Below are 18,964 nucleotides of genomic sequence, written 5' to 3'. Positions count from 1 at the left end.
TTAATATGTTGTGTTAAATTCGAGACAAAGGTAGATGCTTTTATGGCGGATACTAGCAAAATGTTTAAAAATATTATTTTAATTGATCCTTGATATCTTTTGTGATATCAGATTTAACATCACCTGTGTGAGCCGTAGATTTGTTTTCAATTAACATGATTTTGCATTCAGATGAAGATGAAACTCGATGTTGGAGTCCTTTTTTAACAATAAACAATTCACCTTCATTCATAACAAAAGGTTCTGCTCCTTCTACTTCCATTAGCAGGCTGCCTTCAATAATTAAAAACATTTCATCTTCATTTTTGTGGTCGTGCCATGGCAGTTCGTCACCTTTAATTTTGGCAATTTTTACATATACATCGTTTACTTCGCCAAGCACTTTGGGTGAAAAATAATCCTTAATATTTTCAAAATTCTCTTTTAAATTGATCTTCATGCTATCGGGTTTAAATATTGGAACCTAAGATAATTAAAGATTGGTGATTGCTTTAGCTTTTTTAGGAGATTCGAAAAAGGATTTGTTCCCTAAGTCATCAATATTAAAAGATTAGAGATCTTTTGTAACTTTAGTCTATGCCTAATCTAATTCATATCGTATATGTAAGCTTTTCAAGGAACCAGCTTTCGGAGTTGGAACTGGATGAGTTATTGTCTGAAATTAGACCGAAGAACTTGGCAAAGGGGGTAACCGGTTTACTTCTTTACAATGATGAGATTTTTATTCAGGTGATAGAGGGGGAATCGGATACGATTCATGACCTTTACAATCGCTTGCAGAAAGATAAGCGCCACACCAATATTGTGAAAATATTAGAGGAGAGAATTGATCAAAGATCTTTCCCGAATTGGAGTATGGGATATCAGAAACTGAGCAAGGAAGATTCGAAAGACTTACCAGGTTTTACCGATGTAATGTCTTCCAATGACATTAGAGAAAGATTAAAGCAAAGTTCACAAGCCATTGTTGATTTAATTGTGAAGTTTATGAAGTATACCTGAGGCTTACTTCAAAGCAATCCATTTAATTTTCAACTGAAACTCTTCAGCTTTTTTATTGCCGATTAAAAAAGCTACCTCCGACAATTGGTCGGCATTAAAATTCGGATAACTCAAGCGTCTGCCACGAAAACTGGCATAGAAATCTTTGAACGGAATCTCAATAACTTGCCAATCACCTGTGGTTGTAAAGTAATTAATGTGTGAATGAGCTTGGGAAGCCTGTGATTTTAATCGGATTTGATATCGCTTGCCATCGCCCTTAATCTTCATCACTATTTTGGAATGAGAATCAATTTTAATGGGATCAAAAACATGCTTTACCATGGCAAAACCGCCATTGTTTTCAAGGGAAACATAACCCTTAAACACGGCACAATCGTTACGGTTCAGGAAAATTCCCGAATCCGATCTACCACCCATAACCACATCATTTACAATGTACCAATCCGATAGGTTCGAACCGTTGGTGAAATCGGACAAAACTTTTGTATCTACATTCGTTAACATTTGTAATAAAATGAATAGTGTTTTCATGCACTAAAAACAAGTATGGTGCCGAAATGTTTTGGAGAAGTATAGTTTGTGGGAAAAATTACTCTTCTAATTCATCTTCATATATTATATCCAGAATTTCTTTCGATAATATTGGAGATGGAGGAGGGGAAGGATGAGGAGGTATAGGTAAGGCTAGCCAATCTAAATTTGTAGGGTTTGGATAGAACCATATATTAATAGGGTAAAGCTGTGATATTGATTTTTTTTGTTTAAAGTTTAACTCATTGTAATTTCGATTCCAATATGATACCGCAGCATTATTTTTAACCAGTTTATATGCTGAAAGTATAGATGATATCGATCTTTTCACAATTAGCCAATCAGTTCGTTGCTTTAGAGAATCTGGTTGAGATTGAGAAATTAAAGTAAAATATGCTTTTGAAATTTGAATTGTATCTAATAATTCAACAACTGCAATTCTTTTTTCAGGTAAGTTATCGTCATCATTATCATTTTTAATAAAAAATATCATGTCATCTATTATTGAGTCACAATTACTTATTTTTTCTCTTTTTGCATGAATTACATTTTTTTTATCTATGTGAATTAAAAAAAGATTGCGCATTTTAATTTTATAATCTTCATTATAGTCGTAATCCTCTTCTGCTAGTTTAAACGTGAAAACAACCTCTTGTTTCAAGGAGTCTATTCTTTCGCTAGGATAAAAAAATCTAAAGGGATATTTAACGAGAGAATCATCTAATAGATGTTCTACTTTTTCTAAATCAGAACTATCCTGAGTTGTTAAGAAGTAATTAAAAAGCTGCTCAAAGCTCATTTTGGTATAATGAACTTGTTCTTTCTGTTCTGTGCATCTCAAGAATAAAAAGAAGGCAACAATTACAAGGAGAAAAAGCTGGCGTGATTTCATATTTTATCAGGAGTAGATTAAAAGCAATTGTAAGTTAATGAAAAAGCATTGATATGTAAGGCCGTGTCATGTATTTGTTAAGATCATTTATAGATAACAAGAATTTCACAGAGCTTTGGTATCTTCGATAATAATATTTCGTAAATTTGGTTCAGTCAAAAGATGTTGATATGTACGTGAACCATACTTTAACATACAGTTACCGCAGACTTTTTAGTTGTTTAATGATCTATTCTTAAACAATTGTCCTTCCAATGGCAAGGTGTTATTGCACTTTGCTGTCACAAACTATATTTTATTTTAAGTACTGAAATTCCTATTGTGGAATGCATATGCAGTACCCAAAAACATCGTTTCGAATAGATTAATTGAAAAATAATGACAATAGATAAAACCATTCCGCAAAGAGAAGCAAAGTCGGGAAGTAACTTCGATAAAAACAACGGACAAGGTCCGGGCATGAATGAAAGAATTAAGCAGCTTAGAAAAGTGAGTGTTGAGACTGAACCATCACTTTCCATTGAGCGTGCCTTAATTGAAACTGAATTTTATAAAGAAAATTACGGCAAATACTCAATACCAGTATTGCGTGCTAAAACTTTCTACGAAATATGTAAGCACAAAACCATTTACATTGGCGATGGAGAATTGATTGTAGGGGAACGTGGGCCTTCACCAAAATCGGTTCCAACTTTTCCTGAGTTAACCTGCCATAGTGTTGATGACTTAAATGTTTTAAACACTCGTGAATTGCAGCGATACACCATTTCGCAGGAAGAGATTGATACTTATGCCAGGGAAGTAATTCCTTATTGGGAAGGTCGTACCCAAAGAGAAAGAATTTTTAATCATGTACCAGAGGAGTGGAAGGCCGCTTACGAGGCAGGTTTGTTCACAGAATTTATGGAACAGCGTGCACCAGGCCACACTACTTTAGATGGTAAGATTTACAAGAAAGGTCTGCTGGAATTTAAGAAAGACATTCAGGATCATATCGATCGTTTGGATTACATGAACGATGATGAGGCTACCGATAAATTAGAGGAGCTACAGGCAATGGCCATCTCTTGTGATGCGGCAATTCTGTTATCGGAGCGTCATGCAGATATGGCTGAAGAATTAGCAGCAAAGGAAAAGGATGAAAGCAGAAAAGCGGAATTACTGAAAATTGCAGAGGTTTGTCGTTGGGTTCCTGCCAATGCACCAAGAACATTCTGGGAAGCCATTCAGATGTACTGGTGGATGCACTTGGGAACCATTACGGAATTGAATGGTTGGGATGCCATGAATCCAGGTCACTTTGATCAACACCTTGAACCTTTTTACAATAAAGAATCGGCTGATGGAAAATTAAGCAGAGATGAGGCCAAAGAATTGCTTTCTTGTTTCTGGATTAAGGTGAATAATCAGCCGGCACCTCCAAAGGTTGGAATCACAGCTCGCGAAAGTGGAACTTACAACGACTTTACCAACATTAACATTGGAGGTGTAAGAAAAGATGGATCTGACGGGGTAAGCGAGGTTTCCTATATTATGCTTGACATTATTGAAGACCTGCACATTTTACAGCCTGGAAGTTCCATTCACATTAGTTCGCGAACTCCTGAAAGATTCTTAAAAGCAGGATGTAATGTAATCCGACTGGGACATGGTTATCCTTCGGTATTTAATCCGGATGTTTACATCATGGAGATGTTGGGACATGGAAAAAGCATTGAAGATGCTCGCGAAGGAGGATGCAGTGGATGTATTGAGGTTGGAGCCTTTGGTAAGGAAGCTTACGTGTTGACTGGATATTTGAATGTTCCAAAAATTCTTGAAGTAACCTTAAACAACGGAATCGATCCGGTAACTGGGAAGAAAGCGGGTATCGAAACAGGAGACCCAAGAACATTTGCTTCTTACGATGAGTTGTACGAGGCATTTTTGAAGCAAGTGAACTTTGTTGTCGATCAAAAAATAAGAGTAAGCAATTACATTGATAGAATGTTTGCCAAATATGCACCAGCTCCTTTGTTATCAGTATTAACGGATGATTGTATTGCTCGAGGAAGGGATTATTACAATGCTGGTCCGCGTTACAATACCAACTACATTCAGTGTACTGGATTGGGAACGGTAACTGATAGTTTATCCACTTTAAAGAAACATGTTTTTGAGGATAAGAATTTTAGTATTGATACCATCTTGGATGCTGTAGCAACCAATTTTGAGGGAGAGGAAGTATTGCGTCAAACCATTTTGAACAATACACCATTCTTTGGAAATGATGATGATTATGCTGATGACATAGCGGTAAAAGTGTACAATGATTTATTGGCGGCTATCGATGGAAAACCAAATACCAAAGGAGAGACTTTCCATCTGAATATGCTTTCAACTACTTGTCATGTTTACTTTGGCAAAGTAATGGGAGCCACTCCAAATGGTCGTTTGGCAGGAAAATCCATTTCCGATGGAACTTCGCCATCGCATGGATGCGATACGCACGGACCATCAGCGGTAATCCGATCGCTTACCAAATTGGATCATACCAAATCAGGAGGAACATTGTTGAATCAGCGTTTCTTACCAAGTTTGTTAAAGCGTGATGAAGATATTGCCAAATTATCGAAATTGATCAGATCCTACTTCTCATTGGGAGGACACCACATTCAGTTTAATATTGTGGATACAGCAACTTTGTTGGCTGCACAAAAAACACCTGAAGATTATAAGGATTTATTGGTAAGAATGGCAGGGTATAGCGATTACTTCAATGATATGAATGCAGATTTGCAGCAGGAAGTAATCGATAGAACAGAAAATGAATCGTTTTAATGAGTAAAGCATTAATTTTTGATATCAAAAGATATGCAATCAATGACGGGCCGGGAATTAGAGTGACAATCTTTTATAAAGGTTGTCCTTTGTCCTGCGTCTGGTGTCATAATCCTGAAAGCATATCGCCCTATGCACAAAAAATGTATACCGAATCGAAATGCATTGGCTCGGTAAAGTGTGTTGAAATTTGTCCGGAATCGGCATTGGAATTAACGAAGCAAGGCATTGTAACCGATGTTGAAAAGTGTACTTTGTGCGGTAAATGTGCCATGGTTTGTCCTACCAAGGCCATTGAGATGTCTGGGAAGGTATACTCGAGCGATGAGTTGATGAAGATCATTGAAAGGGAAACCATATTTTTTGATCATTCGGAAGGTGGCGTAACTTTCTCGGGAGGCGAACCTTTAATGCATCACAAGAGCTTGATTGAAATTTTGGACAAATGTGCAGAAAAAGATATTCACCGGGTTGTGGATACCACTTTGTTTGCCAAATCAGAAGTTGTGTTGGAAGTGGCCAAACGAACCAATTTATTCCTTGTCGATTTTAAAGCTTTCGAGTCGGAAGTACACAGGAAATATACAGGAGTAAATAATGAATTGATATTAAAAAATATCCAATTGTTGGCTGAAAACAATTTTGACTTTATTATTCGCGTTCCCTTTATTAAAGGCATTAATGCTGATGAGGAAACAGTTGAAAGAATGGCTGACTTCTTGTCTACAATTCCCTGGAAGCGTAAGGAAGTAAATTTGCTGCCTTATCATGATGTGGGAAAACACAAACATACAAAATTGGGATCGGAGTATTTGGTGGAAAATATGGACGTTCCAAGTGAAGATGAATTGACAAGAGCACAAGAAATATTTGCTGAATATGGAATTTCAGCAAGTGTTGGAGGCTAAGAGGTAATAAAATAATATTGGTTTGGAGAGCAGTGGTACAATTATGGTATTGCTGCTTTTTTTATTTAGAATCATTTAAAATAAATTCTATCTTTAATGAATGTTACACCTTAATGAGAGATATAGGTTCATGGTAGCACTGATCATACTGATTGGCATATTTCCAGTTGAATCTTGCTCTCAGAATAATAAGAAAGCAATGAAAGTTCAATATACAAACCGATTGGCACAGGAGAATAGTCCTTACTTGTTACAACATGCACATAATCCAGTTGATTGGTATCCATGGGGAGAAGAAGCCTTGCAAAAGGCAAAAGATGAGAATAAAGTAATACTGGTTAGTATTGGTTATGCAGCTTGCCATTGGTGTCATGTAATGGAACGCGAGAGTTTCGAAAATGAAGAGATTGCTAAAATTATGAATGAATTTTTCATTTGTATAAAAGTAGATAGAGAGGAACGACCTGATATCGATAAGATTTACATGGATGCTGTACAATTGATGACAGGTAGTGGTGGTTGGCCACTCAATTGCTTTGCCATGCCCGATGGAAGACCATTTTTTGGAGGAACCTATTTTCGACCTAATGATTGGGTAGGAGTTTTGCGGGGAATTCAAAATGCTTGGCTAAGCGAGAAAAATAAAGTTGAAAATGTGGCTGCTCAGATTTCAGAAGGAGTGAGGAGTAATGAGTTAATTGAAGTAAAATCGGACCCAAAACTATTTGATGTTGATGATTTGAAATCGGGTTGTGAAAATTGGCAAAAAGAGTTTGATAAACTGGAAGGTGGCAATAATCATGCACCTAAATTTCCATTGCCAGGCTCTCTTCAGTTTTTACTTCGATATTATCATGCCAGCAAAGATCAATCGGCTTTGGATCATGTGGTACTTACGCTTGATAAAATGGCGGCAGGAGGAATCTACGATCAGATAGGTGGAGGTTTTTCCAGGTATTCGGTGGATAAAATCTGGAAAGTTCCACATTTTGAAAAGATGCTATACGATAATGCTCAATTGGTAAGTTTGTATGCAGAGGCTTATAGTCTGACGAAAATTCCAGATTACAAAAGAGTAATTGAAGAAACTTTGGCTTTTGTTGATCGGGAATTGAGTTTACCCAAAGGAGGGTTTTATTCTTCTTTGGATGCCGATAGCGAAGGTGTTGAAGGTAAATTCTATGTTTGGGAAAAATCAGAAATAGAAAGTGTTTTAAAAGAAGATGCCGAATGGTTTTGCGAGTATTTTGGTGTTAGCGAAAAAGCGAATTGGGAAGAAGGTAACATTTTAATGATTTCGGCCAATAAAAATGAACTTGCTACAAAATTGGGAATTAGCACAGAACAATTTGATGAGGAAATAAAGAAAGCTTCGGATAAATTACTGTTGAAGCGTGAAGAAAGAATCCGCCCTGGTTTGGATGATAAAACTTTAACCAGTTGGAATGCTTTAATGATTAAAGGATTTGTGGATGCCTACAAGGCTCTGGGGAAACAAGAATATCTGGAAAGAGCTGAGAAAGCAATGCATTTTATTGAGACAAATTTAGTGATAGGAGAAAGCCATTTGCATCGAAATTATAAGAATGGAGTTTCGAAAATCAACGCTTTTCTAGACGATTATTCTTTTACCATAGAAGCCTATATTTCCTTGTATCAGGCCAGTTTTAAAGAAGATTATTTAATTAAAGCTGATCGATTGATTAAAGTGGTAATGGAACATTTTTCAGATGAGAAATCGGGGATGTTTTTTTATACATCCGATGAGGATCCTGATTTGATAGCAAGGAAAATGGAATTGCTGGATAATGTAATTCCATCATCAAATTCTTCGATAGCAAAATCTCTTTTTACGTTGGGAACTTACCTGGAGAAGGAAACTTACCTTGAAAGATCGAAACAAATGTTAGCCAATGTTTTTGAACGAATTTTAAAAGTTCCATCCTATCATTTTAATTGGGGACAATTGTTTTTTTGCTTGGCTAATTCTACCTACGAATTGGTAATAATAGGTGATTTAGCCGTAAGTGAGAAACAAAATATAGAATCACTTTTTTTGCCTAATGTACTTATTGCAGGAAGTTTAACGGAGAGTGATTTGCCCTTGTTGAAAAATCGTTATGTTCCAAATCAAACAAGTTTTTATCTTTGTAAAGATAGAAGCTGTAAAATTCCTGTTACAAGTGTAGAGGAATTATTGGATCAGTTAGAAGAAGAAATTTCAGAATAAACCAAAAACCAAATAATAATGACAAGCAAAACAATTCGTAATGTACTATTAGCAGGCTTGGTATTTGTATTGGCAGCCTGTGCTACCGTGCCAATTACTGGACGTAAACAAATGAACCTTTTGCCTGAGAATGAAATGATTGCTACAAGTCTTACGCAATATGATGCCTTTTTGAAGGAAAATAAACTTTCAAAAGATAAAGCAAAGGTAGACATGGTAAAATCATGTGGAAATCGAATAGCAAAGGCCGTTGAAGAATTTATGAATGCCAATGGAATGGGAGAAAGAGTTGCTAATTTTCAATGGGAATTTAATCTGGTAGAAGATGATACGCCAAATGCCTGGTGTATGCCTGGAGGAAAAGTAGTTTTCTATACTGGAATTTTACCATATACTCAAACTGAAACCGGATTGGCAGTTGTTATGGGACATGAAATTGCGCATGCAGTGGCACGTCACGGTAATGAACGTATGAGCCAGCAAATGGGAATTCAAGCTTTAGGACAAGGTTTGGCGATTGCTTTAAATGAAAAACCTGCTGAAACACAAAAGATTTGGATGACAGCATTTGGTGTTGGTGCCAATGTTGGTGTAATGCTGCCTTTCTCTCGTTCACACGAAAATGAGGCTGATAAAATGGGATTGATTTTTATGGCAATGGCAGGTTATAATCCATCGGAAGCAGTTGAATTCTGGAAAAGAATGGGCGAAAGTGGTGGACAAAAGCCACCTGAGTTCCTTTCTACTCACCCGGCAGATGATACTCGAGTAAAGAATCTGCAGGAGTTTCTTCCAGAGGCAATGAAATATTATAAAAAGAGATAATTTTTATGTGTCTCTAAAAGGACATAAAGATGTTTAGTGAATAAACGCAGAGGATTAAATGCCTTTGCGTTTTTTATTTTCTAAACTTTCTTTGAGTGTACTTGGAATCTTTGTTGTAGATCGGAATGATTAATTTAGAATCACTTACGTAATTCTTCCTTGTTTTCCAGGTGTTCGGAATTCCAAATTTCTTCTGGAATACTTTCGTCATCTTCAGGAATAATATTTCGGGGTTTTTGTGGACCTTTATTGCGATAAGCCAAAGCATAAGTTAATCCGGAAATGGCTCCAAATAGATGTCCTTCCCATGATACATCATTCAATATGGGAAATACTCCCCAAAACAGGCCGCCATATAAAAACACGACAACAAAGGAAATGGCTATTAATCTATAGTAATTGCGGAAAATACCACTAAAAAAAAGGAAAGAAGCGAATGAATACACCAATCCACTGGCTCCAATATGATAGGCCTCCCGGGCTCCTATCCAAACCAGAATGTTGGTAGTTAGGTAACAAAGAATAAAAATTTGGTATGACAGAGGTCGATAGAAATAAAAGATTCCCCAACTCAACACAAGAAAAGGTACTGAGTTGGCCATAAGGTGTCGAAAATCTCCATGAATTAAAGGACTTGTTACAATTCCCAATAATCCTTTTACATGTAATGGAAAAACTCCCAGGTGTGTAAAGTTTAAACCCAATCCCCATTCAAAAATTTTAATCGCCCAGATTAGAATCAAAAAAGCGAGTGGAAAAATTAAACTGTGTTTCAGTTTTAATTGTTCAAATTCTTTGTTGTATGGTTCAGATTTTCTCAAATAGATTACTGGTTGATTTCACTTTCATTGTTTGCAATTTCCGGAATAAATTCAGGAGCTGATTTGTCCACCAGTTTGCCATCGATACACTCCACGGTTCTGGCAGGGAATTTTTTTAGCAAATCATGTTGGTGTGTGGCCATGATTACAGTTCGGCCGTTTTTACTAATGTCCATCATTAATTGAGCCAGTTCATCCGAAGTTTCCGGATCTAAATTACCTGTAGGCTCATCTGCAAGAATAATATCAGGAGAATTTAGTAGAGCACGAGCAATTACAACACGCTGTTGTTCACCACCTGATAGTTCGTGTGGCATTTTGTAACCTTTGTTGCCCATGTGCACTTTTTCAAGAACCTCTACAATTCTGTTTTCAATTTCTTTTTTGTTTTTCCAACCAGTCGCCTTTAATACAAACTCCAGATTTTCTTTCACCGATCGGTCGGTTAGCAATTGAAAATCCTGAAAGACAATTCCAATTTTTCTACGTAAGAATGGAACCTGCTTGCGTTTGATAATAGGAAGATAGTATCCAGCTACCGATCCACCACCTTCAGTTAGAGGTAAATCTGCATATAAAGTTTTCAGTAGACTCGATTTTCCACTTCCCACTTTACCAATTAAATAGACAAATTCGTTCTTTTCGATTTTCAGATTTACATCGGTAAGAATAATGTTATCCGCTTGACGGATAGTAGCATTTTTTAATTCTATTATTGCAGATTCTGACATGTGCGTTCGTTTTGCGAGTTGTAATAAATACGTCGAAATACAAATCTAAAAAATTATTTCTCGTAACACTTTTTTCTTCATCATTAATTCTTAACAAAAGAGACAATTTTTCTGAAGAAGCTTCGTTTGAAAGTACTGTAAAGAAGTATATTATTTTTACCTTTAAGGCTGGTTTTAAAAATTACGAAATACTACAAGTTTAGTACTTTCGGAATCATTAATTCACTCAATAATACCTACACACAATAGCATGAGAAGCAGATATTTATTATGGATATTTTTGTCACTACTTTTGATAAGTACCGGCAATCTAACGCAAGCTCAAAAATCTTTAAACCATTATTCCGATTCTCAAATTTGGCAATCGGCGAATGAAAAGTTTCAAAATAAGAATTTTGGAGCTGCTCGTAAAGAATTCCAAGAGTTTGTAAATAGAAATAGCACCGAGTTTTCCGATAAAAAATCTCAGGCAGAGTTTTATATGGCATTTTGCTCGATAGAATTATTTCGTCCTGGTGCCGAAGAGGAGATGAAAGCATTCATCAGGAATTACCCTGAAAGCAATAAAATTCAATCTGCATATTTTCAATTGGGACGCCAACAATATCGAAATAAAAAATATAAAGCAGCTTTGTTGTGGTTCAAGCAGGTTGATCCTTATTTGTTAAATGATGATGATTTAACGGAATATCGATTTAAGATCGCTTACTCATATTTTCAACAAGAGGATTATGAGAATGCAAGAAAGAATTTTTACGAGATTATTGAAGTTGCAGGAGATTACAATGCTCCGGCAAATTACTACTACTCGCACATTGCCTATTTAAATCAGAATTACCAAACCGCTTTAAGCGGATTTGAAAAATTGGAGTCCAATAAAACTTTTGCTCCAATTGTACCTTATTACATTTGCCAGATTTACTTTTTGCAGGAGCGATATCAGGATCTTTTAAACTATGCGCCTAAATATTTGGAAGATGCTAGTGTGAAGCGTCAGGATGAAATTGCCAAGATGATTGGTTTGGCTTATTATCAGGAAAAGGAATATGCCAAAGCCATACCATATCTTGAAAAAGGGAAGAAGAGTTTGGTTCGCGAAGAAAAATTTGCTTATGGATATTGTCTTTACAAGCAGAAGAGATATGAAGAGGCCATTCCACAGTTCGAAAAAGTGGGAGGCGAAGATGATGAAATGCTTCAGGTGACTACTTTTTGTTTGGCAGATTCTTATCTAAAATCTGGAAATAAAAATGGAGCCAAGGCGGCATTTGCTAGTGCTGCAAGAATGGATTTCGATAAGAATATGCAGCAAGATGCCTTGTTCAATTATGCCAAACTAACTTACGAGTTGTCTTATTCTCCTTTTAACGAAACCATTAAGGCCTTCGATGAATATTTGCAAAAATATCCTGATTCGGACCGAAATGATGAGGCTTACGATTATTTGGTGAAGGTGTATATGACCACCAAAAATTATTCGGATGCCATTGCTTCGATGGATAAAATCAGGAATAAAACGCCTGAGATTGAGAAGGCATATCAGCGTGTATCTTTCCTTCGTGGTTTGGAGTTAATGAAGCAATTAAAGTATGAAGAAGCCATTCAAGCTTTCGATTTGTCCTGGAAATATCGCATGTACAATTCAAATATCTCAGCAGAGAGATTATACTGGAAGGCAGAAGCGAATTATCGTTTGGGCAATTTGAAAGAGGCAATTACGCAGTTCAAAACTTTCTTGGTTTCGCCAGGATCGGGAACTTCTGAATATTTTGGACAAGCTTATTACAATATTGCATATGCCAATTTCGATTTGAATCAATATGATGAAGCATCGGATTGGTTTAGAAAGTTTGTAAATCAGGCCAACGAAAAGAACGAGTTTGTTTCGGATGCATACAATCGTATTGGTGATTGTTTCTTTTTGAATAGAGAATACAATAAAGCAGCTGAATTTTATGCAAAAGCAGCTGCTACAACAGGTTGGGATGCAGATTATGCCTTGTATCAACAAGCTTTTTGTATGGGATTATTAAATCAACCGAACGAAAAAGCCAGATTGCTTGAGCAGGTGAAAATGAAATTCCCAAAATCTCAATATTCTGATGATGCTTTGTTTGAATTGGCTAAAGCCAAAGTTAAAATGAATCGCCAGCGCGAAGCAGCTGCTCTGTATAAAGAGTTAGCAGAGAATCATCCGGAAAGTAGTTATGCTTCAAAGTCTTTGGTTCAGTTAGGATTGATGAATTACAACCTGAAAGAATACGATGATGCCATTCGTTACTACAAACAAGTAATTACAAAATATCCGCAAAGTGCAGAGAAGCAAAGTGCGTTTATTGGATTGAAAAATGTGTATGTAGATTTAAATAAAGTGAATGAATATTTTGCATTTGCAGAATCAGTTGGAAACGGTTCGGCTGTAAGAAGTTCAGAAAAAGATTCGTTGACTTACATTTCAGCAGAGAGATTGTACATGTCGGGAAAAACAGAGCAAGGAATAAAAGCCTTGGAGAATTACTTGTCTGATTATCCATCGGGAATGTTCCGTCTGAATGCACAATATTATAAGGCCGATGCTGCATTGAATCAACAAAAGTATGAGGAGGCATTGGAAGGTTTTGAGCAGGTAGTGAATCAGCCAGATAACCTGTTCATAGAAAAAGCTTTGTTGGCGGCTTCTCAATTAAATTTTAGAAATCAGAACTATTCGAAAAGTAAAAATCAGTATCAAAGATTGATTAATATTGCAGAGATTCCAGAAAATGTAAATGTTGCCAAGGTTGGCTATTTGCGATCGGTATATGGTTTGAGTGAATTTGATCAAGTGATTTTGGCTGCTAAAGATGTTCTTGAAATGCCAAAAGTGCAAGAGGAAATGATTCGCGAGGCTACATTTAAAAGAGCAAAAGCCTATTTGAGTTTAGATAAGAAAACCGAAGCTTTAAGGGATTTGAAGATATTATCAAAGGAAGTTCAAAGTGTGGAAGGCGCCGAGGCTAAATTCAGAATTGCTGAAATATATTATGCGCAAAATAAATGGGATGAAGCCGAGAAAGAGATTAACAACTTTATTGAAATGAACTCGCCGCATCATTATTGGTTGGCGGAAAGTTTTTTGTTGCTTTCGGATGTGTTCCTAAAAAAGAATGATGAATTCCAGGCCAAATATACACTGCAAAGTATTGTTGACAATTACGGCTCGAAAGAGGATGGTATTTTTGAACGGGCTGAGAAGAAACTGAATGTTTTATTGGAAGCTGAGCAGCAGAAAGAGAAGGAAGTTGCCAGCAAATCGGTAGAACTTCAGTTTGAAGGAACAGATAGCATTCAGAATAAAAAACTATTCGAAGAAAAGTCTGCAAAAAGAGATTCTTTAGGATTGGATGAAGAGCGATTGATGTTGAAAGAAATGTTAGAAGAAGAAAAAGAAATTGAGTAGCATGATAATTAGAGAAACAATGTTGAAAAAGATTTTATTAGCAATGGTAGTTTTCGGTTTTTCCTACTCAATTGCCTTGTCACAAGAACAAAGAGAATTAGATAAAGAGGTAAAAGTTAGAACTACTTACCAGCCCAAAATAAATAAGGCTTTGAGATTAGGGAAACTTCCTGTAATTAAGGATACAAGCACATTTACACCAAGTTTCGATTATTTTATTCAGGCAAAACCTTTAAATGTAGGCTTTTCGCCTGCCGAGATTCCAGCCGCTAAAATTGTAGGAGAACCACTAAAAAAATTGAATTCCCACACTTTAACTTTGGCAGGAGGAAATTATTCTACTCTTTTGGGAGATTATCGATTTAACAATCAACGATCGAAAACTGCAGACATAGGAGTTCATTTAAGACATTACTCGAGCAATGGAAAATTGAAACTGGAGGATGATGATAAAGTTAAACCTGATTATACTGAACAGTTGGCCGAAGTATATGGAACCGCATACCTTGATGAAGGAAAGCTGTCGGGAAAATTATTTTACAAGCATTCAGGATTCAATTATTTTGGTTTTCCGCAATTGGGAGATATTGAGGGAACCACTACCAATTTATTCCCATACGATAAGCAGAAACTAAACAATTTTGGTTTGAATGCTTTGTATCAATCTAACTTTAAAGATGAAGAGCAATTGAATTTCGGATTGGGATTACAGTATGAACACTTTTCTGATGATATTGATGCAAAAGAAAATGATATTTTAATCTCAGGAAATGCCAGAATTAGAAGAGGAGATGCTTTTTGGAGCTTAAGGTCAGAGTTGGATTATTTTGCCACTGATGGCTTAAACCATTGGGAAGATTCAAACTGGGTTTCCGAAAGAAAGACTTTAAAGTGGAGGTTAAATCCTCAATATCTGTTGCAAACCGGGAACTTTAACCTTCAATTGGGAGTGAATGCAGTTTTAGCAACAGGAGATGATTCAGAAACCAAACTATATCCGGATGTAAAAGTAGATTTTGAAGCAATTGATGGAATAATGAGTTTGTTTGCAGGTCTGAATGGAGATTTAAAAATGAATCGTTACAAAGATATTGTAGAAGAAAATAGATTCATTTATTCAGGATTGAATGTATTGCCGAGCAATGTAAAGTATAAATTATTTGGAGGAATTAGAGGAAGTATGTCTTCCAACTCATCGTTTACCTTAAAAGCAGAGTATTCAGCTATCGAGAATCAATATTTCTTCATTCAAAATAATATCTTAATCCCTCAGGGAATGACCATTTCTGGTGTGCCATATTCAAATAAATTTGGTGTTGTTTATGATGATGTCAATGTATTGCGTTTGGGAGCAGAATTAACGATTGGATGGACTGAGAAATTAGAATTAAACTCATCTGTTTGGTACAATAACTATTCAATGGATGAATTAGGAGAAGCATGGCATATGCCAGAATTTGAAATGCAAGTCAATGCAGTATATTCTTTTACTGATGATTTAACATTTAACGCAGGTGTTAATATGATTGGAGAGCGCTCTACTCTTCTTGTAAGATATGATTTAACCAAAGTAGAAAAATTAGAAGCGGTTTATGATTTAAACATAGGTGCCAACTATAGTGTAAACGAGCATTTTTCTGTCTTTGCTCAAGTTAATAACCTATTTGCCGATAAGTATTACCAGTGGGATGGATATCCTTCACAAGGCCTTAATTTCTTGCTTGGAATAAGAGTTAACTTATAAGAATTAAAAAAAGGAAATATATTGGGGATGTCATACCAGGCATCCCCTTTGTCATTACTTACGATAATATATTGTAGATTGAATAGTTTTTACTAGCTTTATTTTGATAAAACATTCTTAACCACATGAATTTGAACTGTACTTCACGATATTGGAACCCTATTACCGTATTTGTTATATTGTTATTGATATCGGGTTCGGTATTTGCTCAGAAGACTGAACGCTGGAAATTGTCTGTTAACAATGACCGGAAACCTTTAGAGATTTTAATGGATATTGGGGAAGATGATCTTGGAATTACCTACTTGTTTGATATCACAAGGGATACTTTAAACATGTCGTTTGCAGCAGAAGAAGCACTTGTTTGGAAGCATCATGGTGTAAGTGTATATGCTATGCCCAAAGGCAAAGAAGTTTTAAAATTAAAGTTGGATGATGCAGACCTGGAAAATGTTCAGGTAGTGTTTTATAGAATGTGGAAGGCCATGCCTAAAGGATTTAAAAACGTAACAACCCTTTTTGAATTGCGTGAATATGGCGTTACCGAATCAGGTAGAAAAGTTGATAATTTCATTATTAAATTTAAAATGAAACGTCCGAGAAGCGGACAATCAATATCCTTTTAAAGTAGTGATTTTCAAATAAACATAAACTCATTTCGAGTTTTGCGAAATTTTGTGTTTAAATTGCCTTCGTCAAAAACCTCGATTGTGCATTATTTTTAATGATTTTCCTGCCTTTAAATTCATCATTTTTATTATCTTTGTTTAACTTTTGTTTCTTGGCTTTAGATGATTGGTAATGTGTTGATATTTAAGAGTTTTGAGCTTGTGTGTTAACGATTCATTTTCCAATTTTTAAGAATTAAAATCCAAGCCATTAGACTTTCTGAAATTTGCACAAAAAATATTAGAATTTGGCATCGATAATCAGAGCCTGTTTTTGATTGTCATCTAAATTCTATTTCGAAAAACTAAAGATCTGTTAGATGAGTGATTTAGAGAATAAACCAAATGGAAATTCTGAATATTCTGCGGATAGTATTCAGGTATTAGAAGGTTTGGAAGCGGTTCGTAAACGCCCTTCCATGTACATTGGAGATGTTAATGTTAAAGGTTTACACCATTTGGTGTATGAGGTGGTAGATAACTCTATTGATGAGGCTCTTGCAGGTTACTGTAAGAATATTGAAGTTTTTATCAACGAGGACAATTCTATTACAGTTAAGGATGATGGACGTGGTATTCCAACTGAAATTCATCAGAAAGAGAAAAAATCAGCACTTGAGGTAGTAATGACAGTACTGCATGCCGGTGGTAAGTTTAACAAAGATTCATACAAAGTTTCTGGTGGTTTGCATGGTGTTGGTGTTTCTTGTGTAAATGCCTTGTCAACTCATTTGCGTGCTGAAATTCATCGTGAAGGTAAGGTGTTTTTGCAAGAGTATTCGCAAGGTAAACCTTACGATGATATTAAGGTTATTGGAGAAACAGATGTTACAGGAACTACTATATCGTTCAAGCCCGACGATTCAATTTTCTTAACCACAGAATACAAGTATGATATTCTAGCGGCAAGAATGAGAGAATTGGCTTTCTTGAATAAAAATATTTGTTTGAACATAACCGACAAGCGAGAAAAGAATGAAGAAGGAGAATACCGTCATGATACTTTCTATTCTGAAGAAGGTTTGAAAGAATTTGTTGAATATCTTGATACAACTCGTGAGCGTTTAATTGAAGATACAATTCACGTATCAACAGAAAGAAATGATGTTCCTGTTGAGATTGCACTTCAATACAATACTTCTTTCTCTGAAAACATTCACTCGTACGTTAATAATATTAACACCATAGAAGGTGGTACTCACCTAACTGGTTTCCGCAGAGGTTTAACACGTACATTAAAGAACTTTGCGGAAAAGTCAGGAATGTTGGCTAAGCTGAAATTCGATATTAGTGGTGATGACTTCCGTGAAGGTTTAACTGCGGTTGTTTCTGTAAAAGTTGCAGAGCCTCAATTCGAAGGACAAACAAAGACCAAATTAGGAAACTCTGAAGTTTCTGCGGCAGTTGATCAAGCTGTTAGTGCTTCTCTTTCGAACTATTTGGAAGAACATCCTAAAGATGCAAAAACCATTGTTCAGAAGGTGATTATGGCAGCAACGGCTCGTCACGCAGCTCGTAAAGCAAGAGAGTTGGTACAAAGAAAAACAGTTCTTGGAGGCTCAGGTCTTCCTGGTAAATTATCAGACTGTTCTGATAAGGATCCAGCAAATTGTGAGATCTTCCTTGTCGAGGGAGATTCGGCAGGTGGTACTGCAAAACAAGGTCGTGATCGTAAATTCCAGGCAATTCTTCCTTTGAAGGGTAAGATTTTGAATGTTGAAAAAGCGATGCAGCATAAGGTATTCGAAAGTGATGAGATTAAAAATATCTTTACAGCTTTAGGAATTACTTTTGGTACCGAAGATGATAGCAAGGCTGTTAATATGGAAAAGTTACGTTATCACAAGATTGTAATCATGTGTGATGCCGACGTCGACGGTAGCCACATTGCAACTTTGATTATGACATTCTTCTTCCGTTATATGAAGCCGCTTATCGAGAATGGATACTTATACATTGCAACGCCTCCATTGTATTTGGTGAAAAAAGGAAAGAATGCACAGTATTGCTGGAATGAGGATCAAAGACTTCGCTTGATTGAAGAGTGGGGTGGAGGAAAAGAAAGTTCTATGCACATTCAGCGATACAAAGGTCTTGGTGAGATGAGTGCGGAGCAATTGTGGGAAACAACTATGAATCCTGAATACCGAACACTTCGTCAGGTAACCATTGAAAACGCAGCTGAAGCTGATCATGTATTCTCAATGTTGATGGGAGATGAGGTTCCACCACGTAGAGAGTTTATCGAGAAAAATGCAACTTACGCAAATATTGATGCATAAGTTTTAAATACAAAACAGAAGCCCTTGAGAAATTCTCAGGGGCTTTTTTGAATAATATTATTGTCTTA

Annotated in this window: 14 protein-coding genes; 9 read left to right on the top strand and 5 right to left on the bottom strand. The window is 36.1% G+C overall.

The window, feature by feature from the left end:
- Positions 1-73 precede the first annotated feature (73 nt).
- Positions 74-439 carry a cupin domain-containing protein gene (locus tag ACKPCA_RS10385; RefSeq protein ID WP_321279016.1) on the bottom strand — a complete coding sequence of 122 codons (366 nt, stop codon included), beginning with the start codon at positions 437-439 and terminating at the stop codon, positions 74-76.
- A gap of 137 nt (positions 440-576) precedes the next feature.
- Here ACKPCA_RS10385 and ACKPCA_RS10380 point away from each other — a divergent pair, with 137 nt between their 5' ends.
- Complete coding sequence (locus ACKPCA_RS10380) at positions 577-1,002, top strand: BLUF domain-containing protein (RefSeq protein WP_321279015.1); 426 nt, start codon at positions 577-579, stop codon at positions 1,000-1,002.
- 3 nt (positions 1,003-1,005) lie between these two features.
- Here the strand turns inward: ACKPCA_RS10380 and ACKPCA_RS10375 are convergent, their stop codons facing one another.
- Both ACKPCA_RS10375 and ACKPCA_RS10370 read right to left on the bottom strand, forming a co-directional pair.
- Positions 1,006-1,536: a CIA30 family protein gene (locus ACKPCA_RS10375; protein ID WP_321279014.1), complete on the bottom strand. Its 531-nt coding sequence runs from the start codon at positions 1,534-1,536 to the stop codon at positions 1,006-1,008.
- Positions 1,537-1,594: 58 nt separating this feature from the next.
- Positions 1,595-2,428 carry a hypothetical protein gene (locus ACKPCA_RS10370; RefSeq protein ID WP_321279013.1) on the bottom strand — a complete coding sequence of 278 codons (834 nt, stop codon included), beginning with the start codon at positions 2,426-2,428 and terminating at the stop codon, positions 1,595-1,597.
- 378 nt (positions 2,429-2,806) lie between these two features.
- Here ACKPCA_RS10370 and hypD point away from each other — a divergent pair, with 378 nt between their 5' ends.
- The 4 genes from hypD (at position 2,807) to ACKPCA_RS10350 (ending at position 9,211) form a co-directional block, all read left to right on the top strand.
- Positions 2,807-5,248: a trans-4-hydroxy-L-proline dehydratase gene (gene hypD / locus ACKPCA_RS10365; protein ID WP_321279012.1), complete on the top strand. Its 2,442-nt coding sequence runs from the start codon at positions 2,807-2,809 to the stop codon at positions 5,246-5,248.
- A complete protein-coding gene (locus ACKPCA_RS10360; protein ID WP_321279011.1) occupies positions 5,248-6,156 on the top strand; it encodes a glycyl-radical enzyme activating protein in 909 nt (302 codons plus the stop codon). Before hypD ends, ACKPCA_RS10360 begins: the two co-directional genes overlap by 1 nt.
- Before the next feature lie 199 nt (positions 6,157-6,355).
- Complete coding sequence (locus ACKPCA_RS10355; protein ID WP_321279010.1) at positions 6,356-8,386, top strand: thioredoxin domain-containing protein; 2,031 nt, start codon at positions 6,356-6,358, stop codon at positions 8,384-8,386.
- 18 nt (positions 8,387-8,404) lie between these two features.
- The gene (locus ACKPCA_RS10350; protein ID WP_321279009.1) at positions 8,405-9,211 is read left to right on the top strand and encodes a M48 family metallopeptidase; all 807 of its coding nucleotides are present in this window, start codon (positions 8,405-8,407) and stop codon (positions 9,209-9,211) included.
- Positions 9,212-9,351: 140 nt separating this feature from the next.
- Here the strand turns inward: ACKPCA_RS10350 and ACKPCA_RS10345 are convergent, their stop codons facing one another.
- Together ACKPCA_RS10345 and ACKPCA_RS10340 are read right to left on the bottom strand one after the other, a co-directional pair.
- On the bottom strand, positions 9,352-10,032 hold the full coding sequence (locus ACKPCA_RS10345; RefSeq protein WP_321279008.1) for a rhomboid family intramembrane serine protease: 681 nt from the start codon (positions 10,030-10,032) through the stop codon (positions 9,352-9,354).
- 5 nt (positions 10,033-10,037) lie between these two features.
- Positions 10,038-10,763, bottom strand: coding sequence for a cell division ATP-binding protein FtsE (locus tag ACKPCA_RS10340; protein ID WP_054719664.1), 726 nt, complete (start codon positions 10,761-10,763; stop codon positions 10,038-10,040).
- Between the two features lie 250 nt (positions 10,764-11,013).
- Here ACKPCA_RS10340 and ACKPCA_RS10335 point away from each other — a divergent pair, with 250 nt between their 5' ends.
- The 4 genes from ACKPCA_RS10335 to gyrB all read left to right on the top strand — a co-directional run bounded on the left by ACKPCA_RS10335 (position 11,014) and on the right by gyrB (position 18,896).
- Entirely contained in the window at positions 11,014-14,202 is a 3,189-nt protein-coding gene (locus ACKPCA_RS10335; protein WP_321279007.1) for a tetratricopeptide repeat protein, read from the top strand.
- A 19-nt stretch (positions 14,203-14,221) separates the two neighbouring features.
- Positions 14,222-15,946: a TonB-dependent receptor gene (locus ACKPCA_RS10330; protein WP_321279006.1), complete on the top strand. Its 1,725-nt coding sequence runs from the start codon at positions 14,222-14,224 to the stop codon at positions 15,944-15,946.
- Between the two features lie 125 nt (positions 15,947-16,071).
- Positions 16,072-16,572, top strand: coding sequence for a hypothetical protein (locus ACKPCA_RS10325; protein ID WP_054719671.1), 501 nt, complete (start codon positions 16,072-16,074; stop codon positions 16,570-16,572).
- Positions 16,573-16,934: 362 nt separating this feature from the next.
- Positions 16,935-18,896 (top strand): DNA topoisomerase (ATP-hydrolyzing) subunit B, encoded by a 1,962-nt coding sequence (gene gyrB / locus ACKPCA_RS10320; protein WP_321279005.1) that lies wholly within the window; start codon positions 16,935-16,937, stop codon positions 18,894-18,896.
- The last annotated feature ends 68 nt before the right edge of the window (positions 18,897-18,964 follow it).

It is taken from the genome of Marinifilum fragile (assembly GCF_963677365.1).
In the GTDB taxonomy this organism is placed as follows: domain Bacteria; phylum Bacteroidota; class Bacteroidia; order Bacteroidales; family Marinifilaceae; genus Marinifilum; species Marinifilum fragile.
The sequence above is the reverse complement of the archived record's forward strand: the minus strand, read 5'-3'. Positions and strand labels throughout refer to the sequence as shown.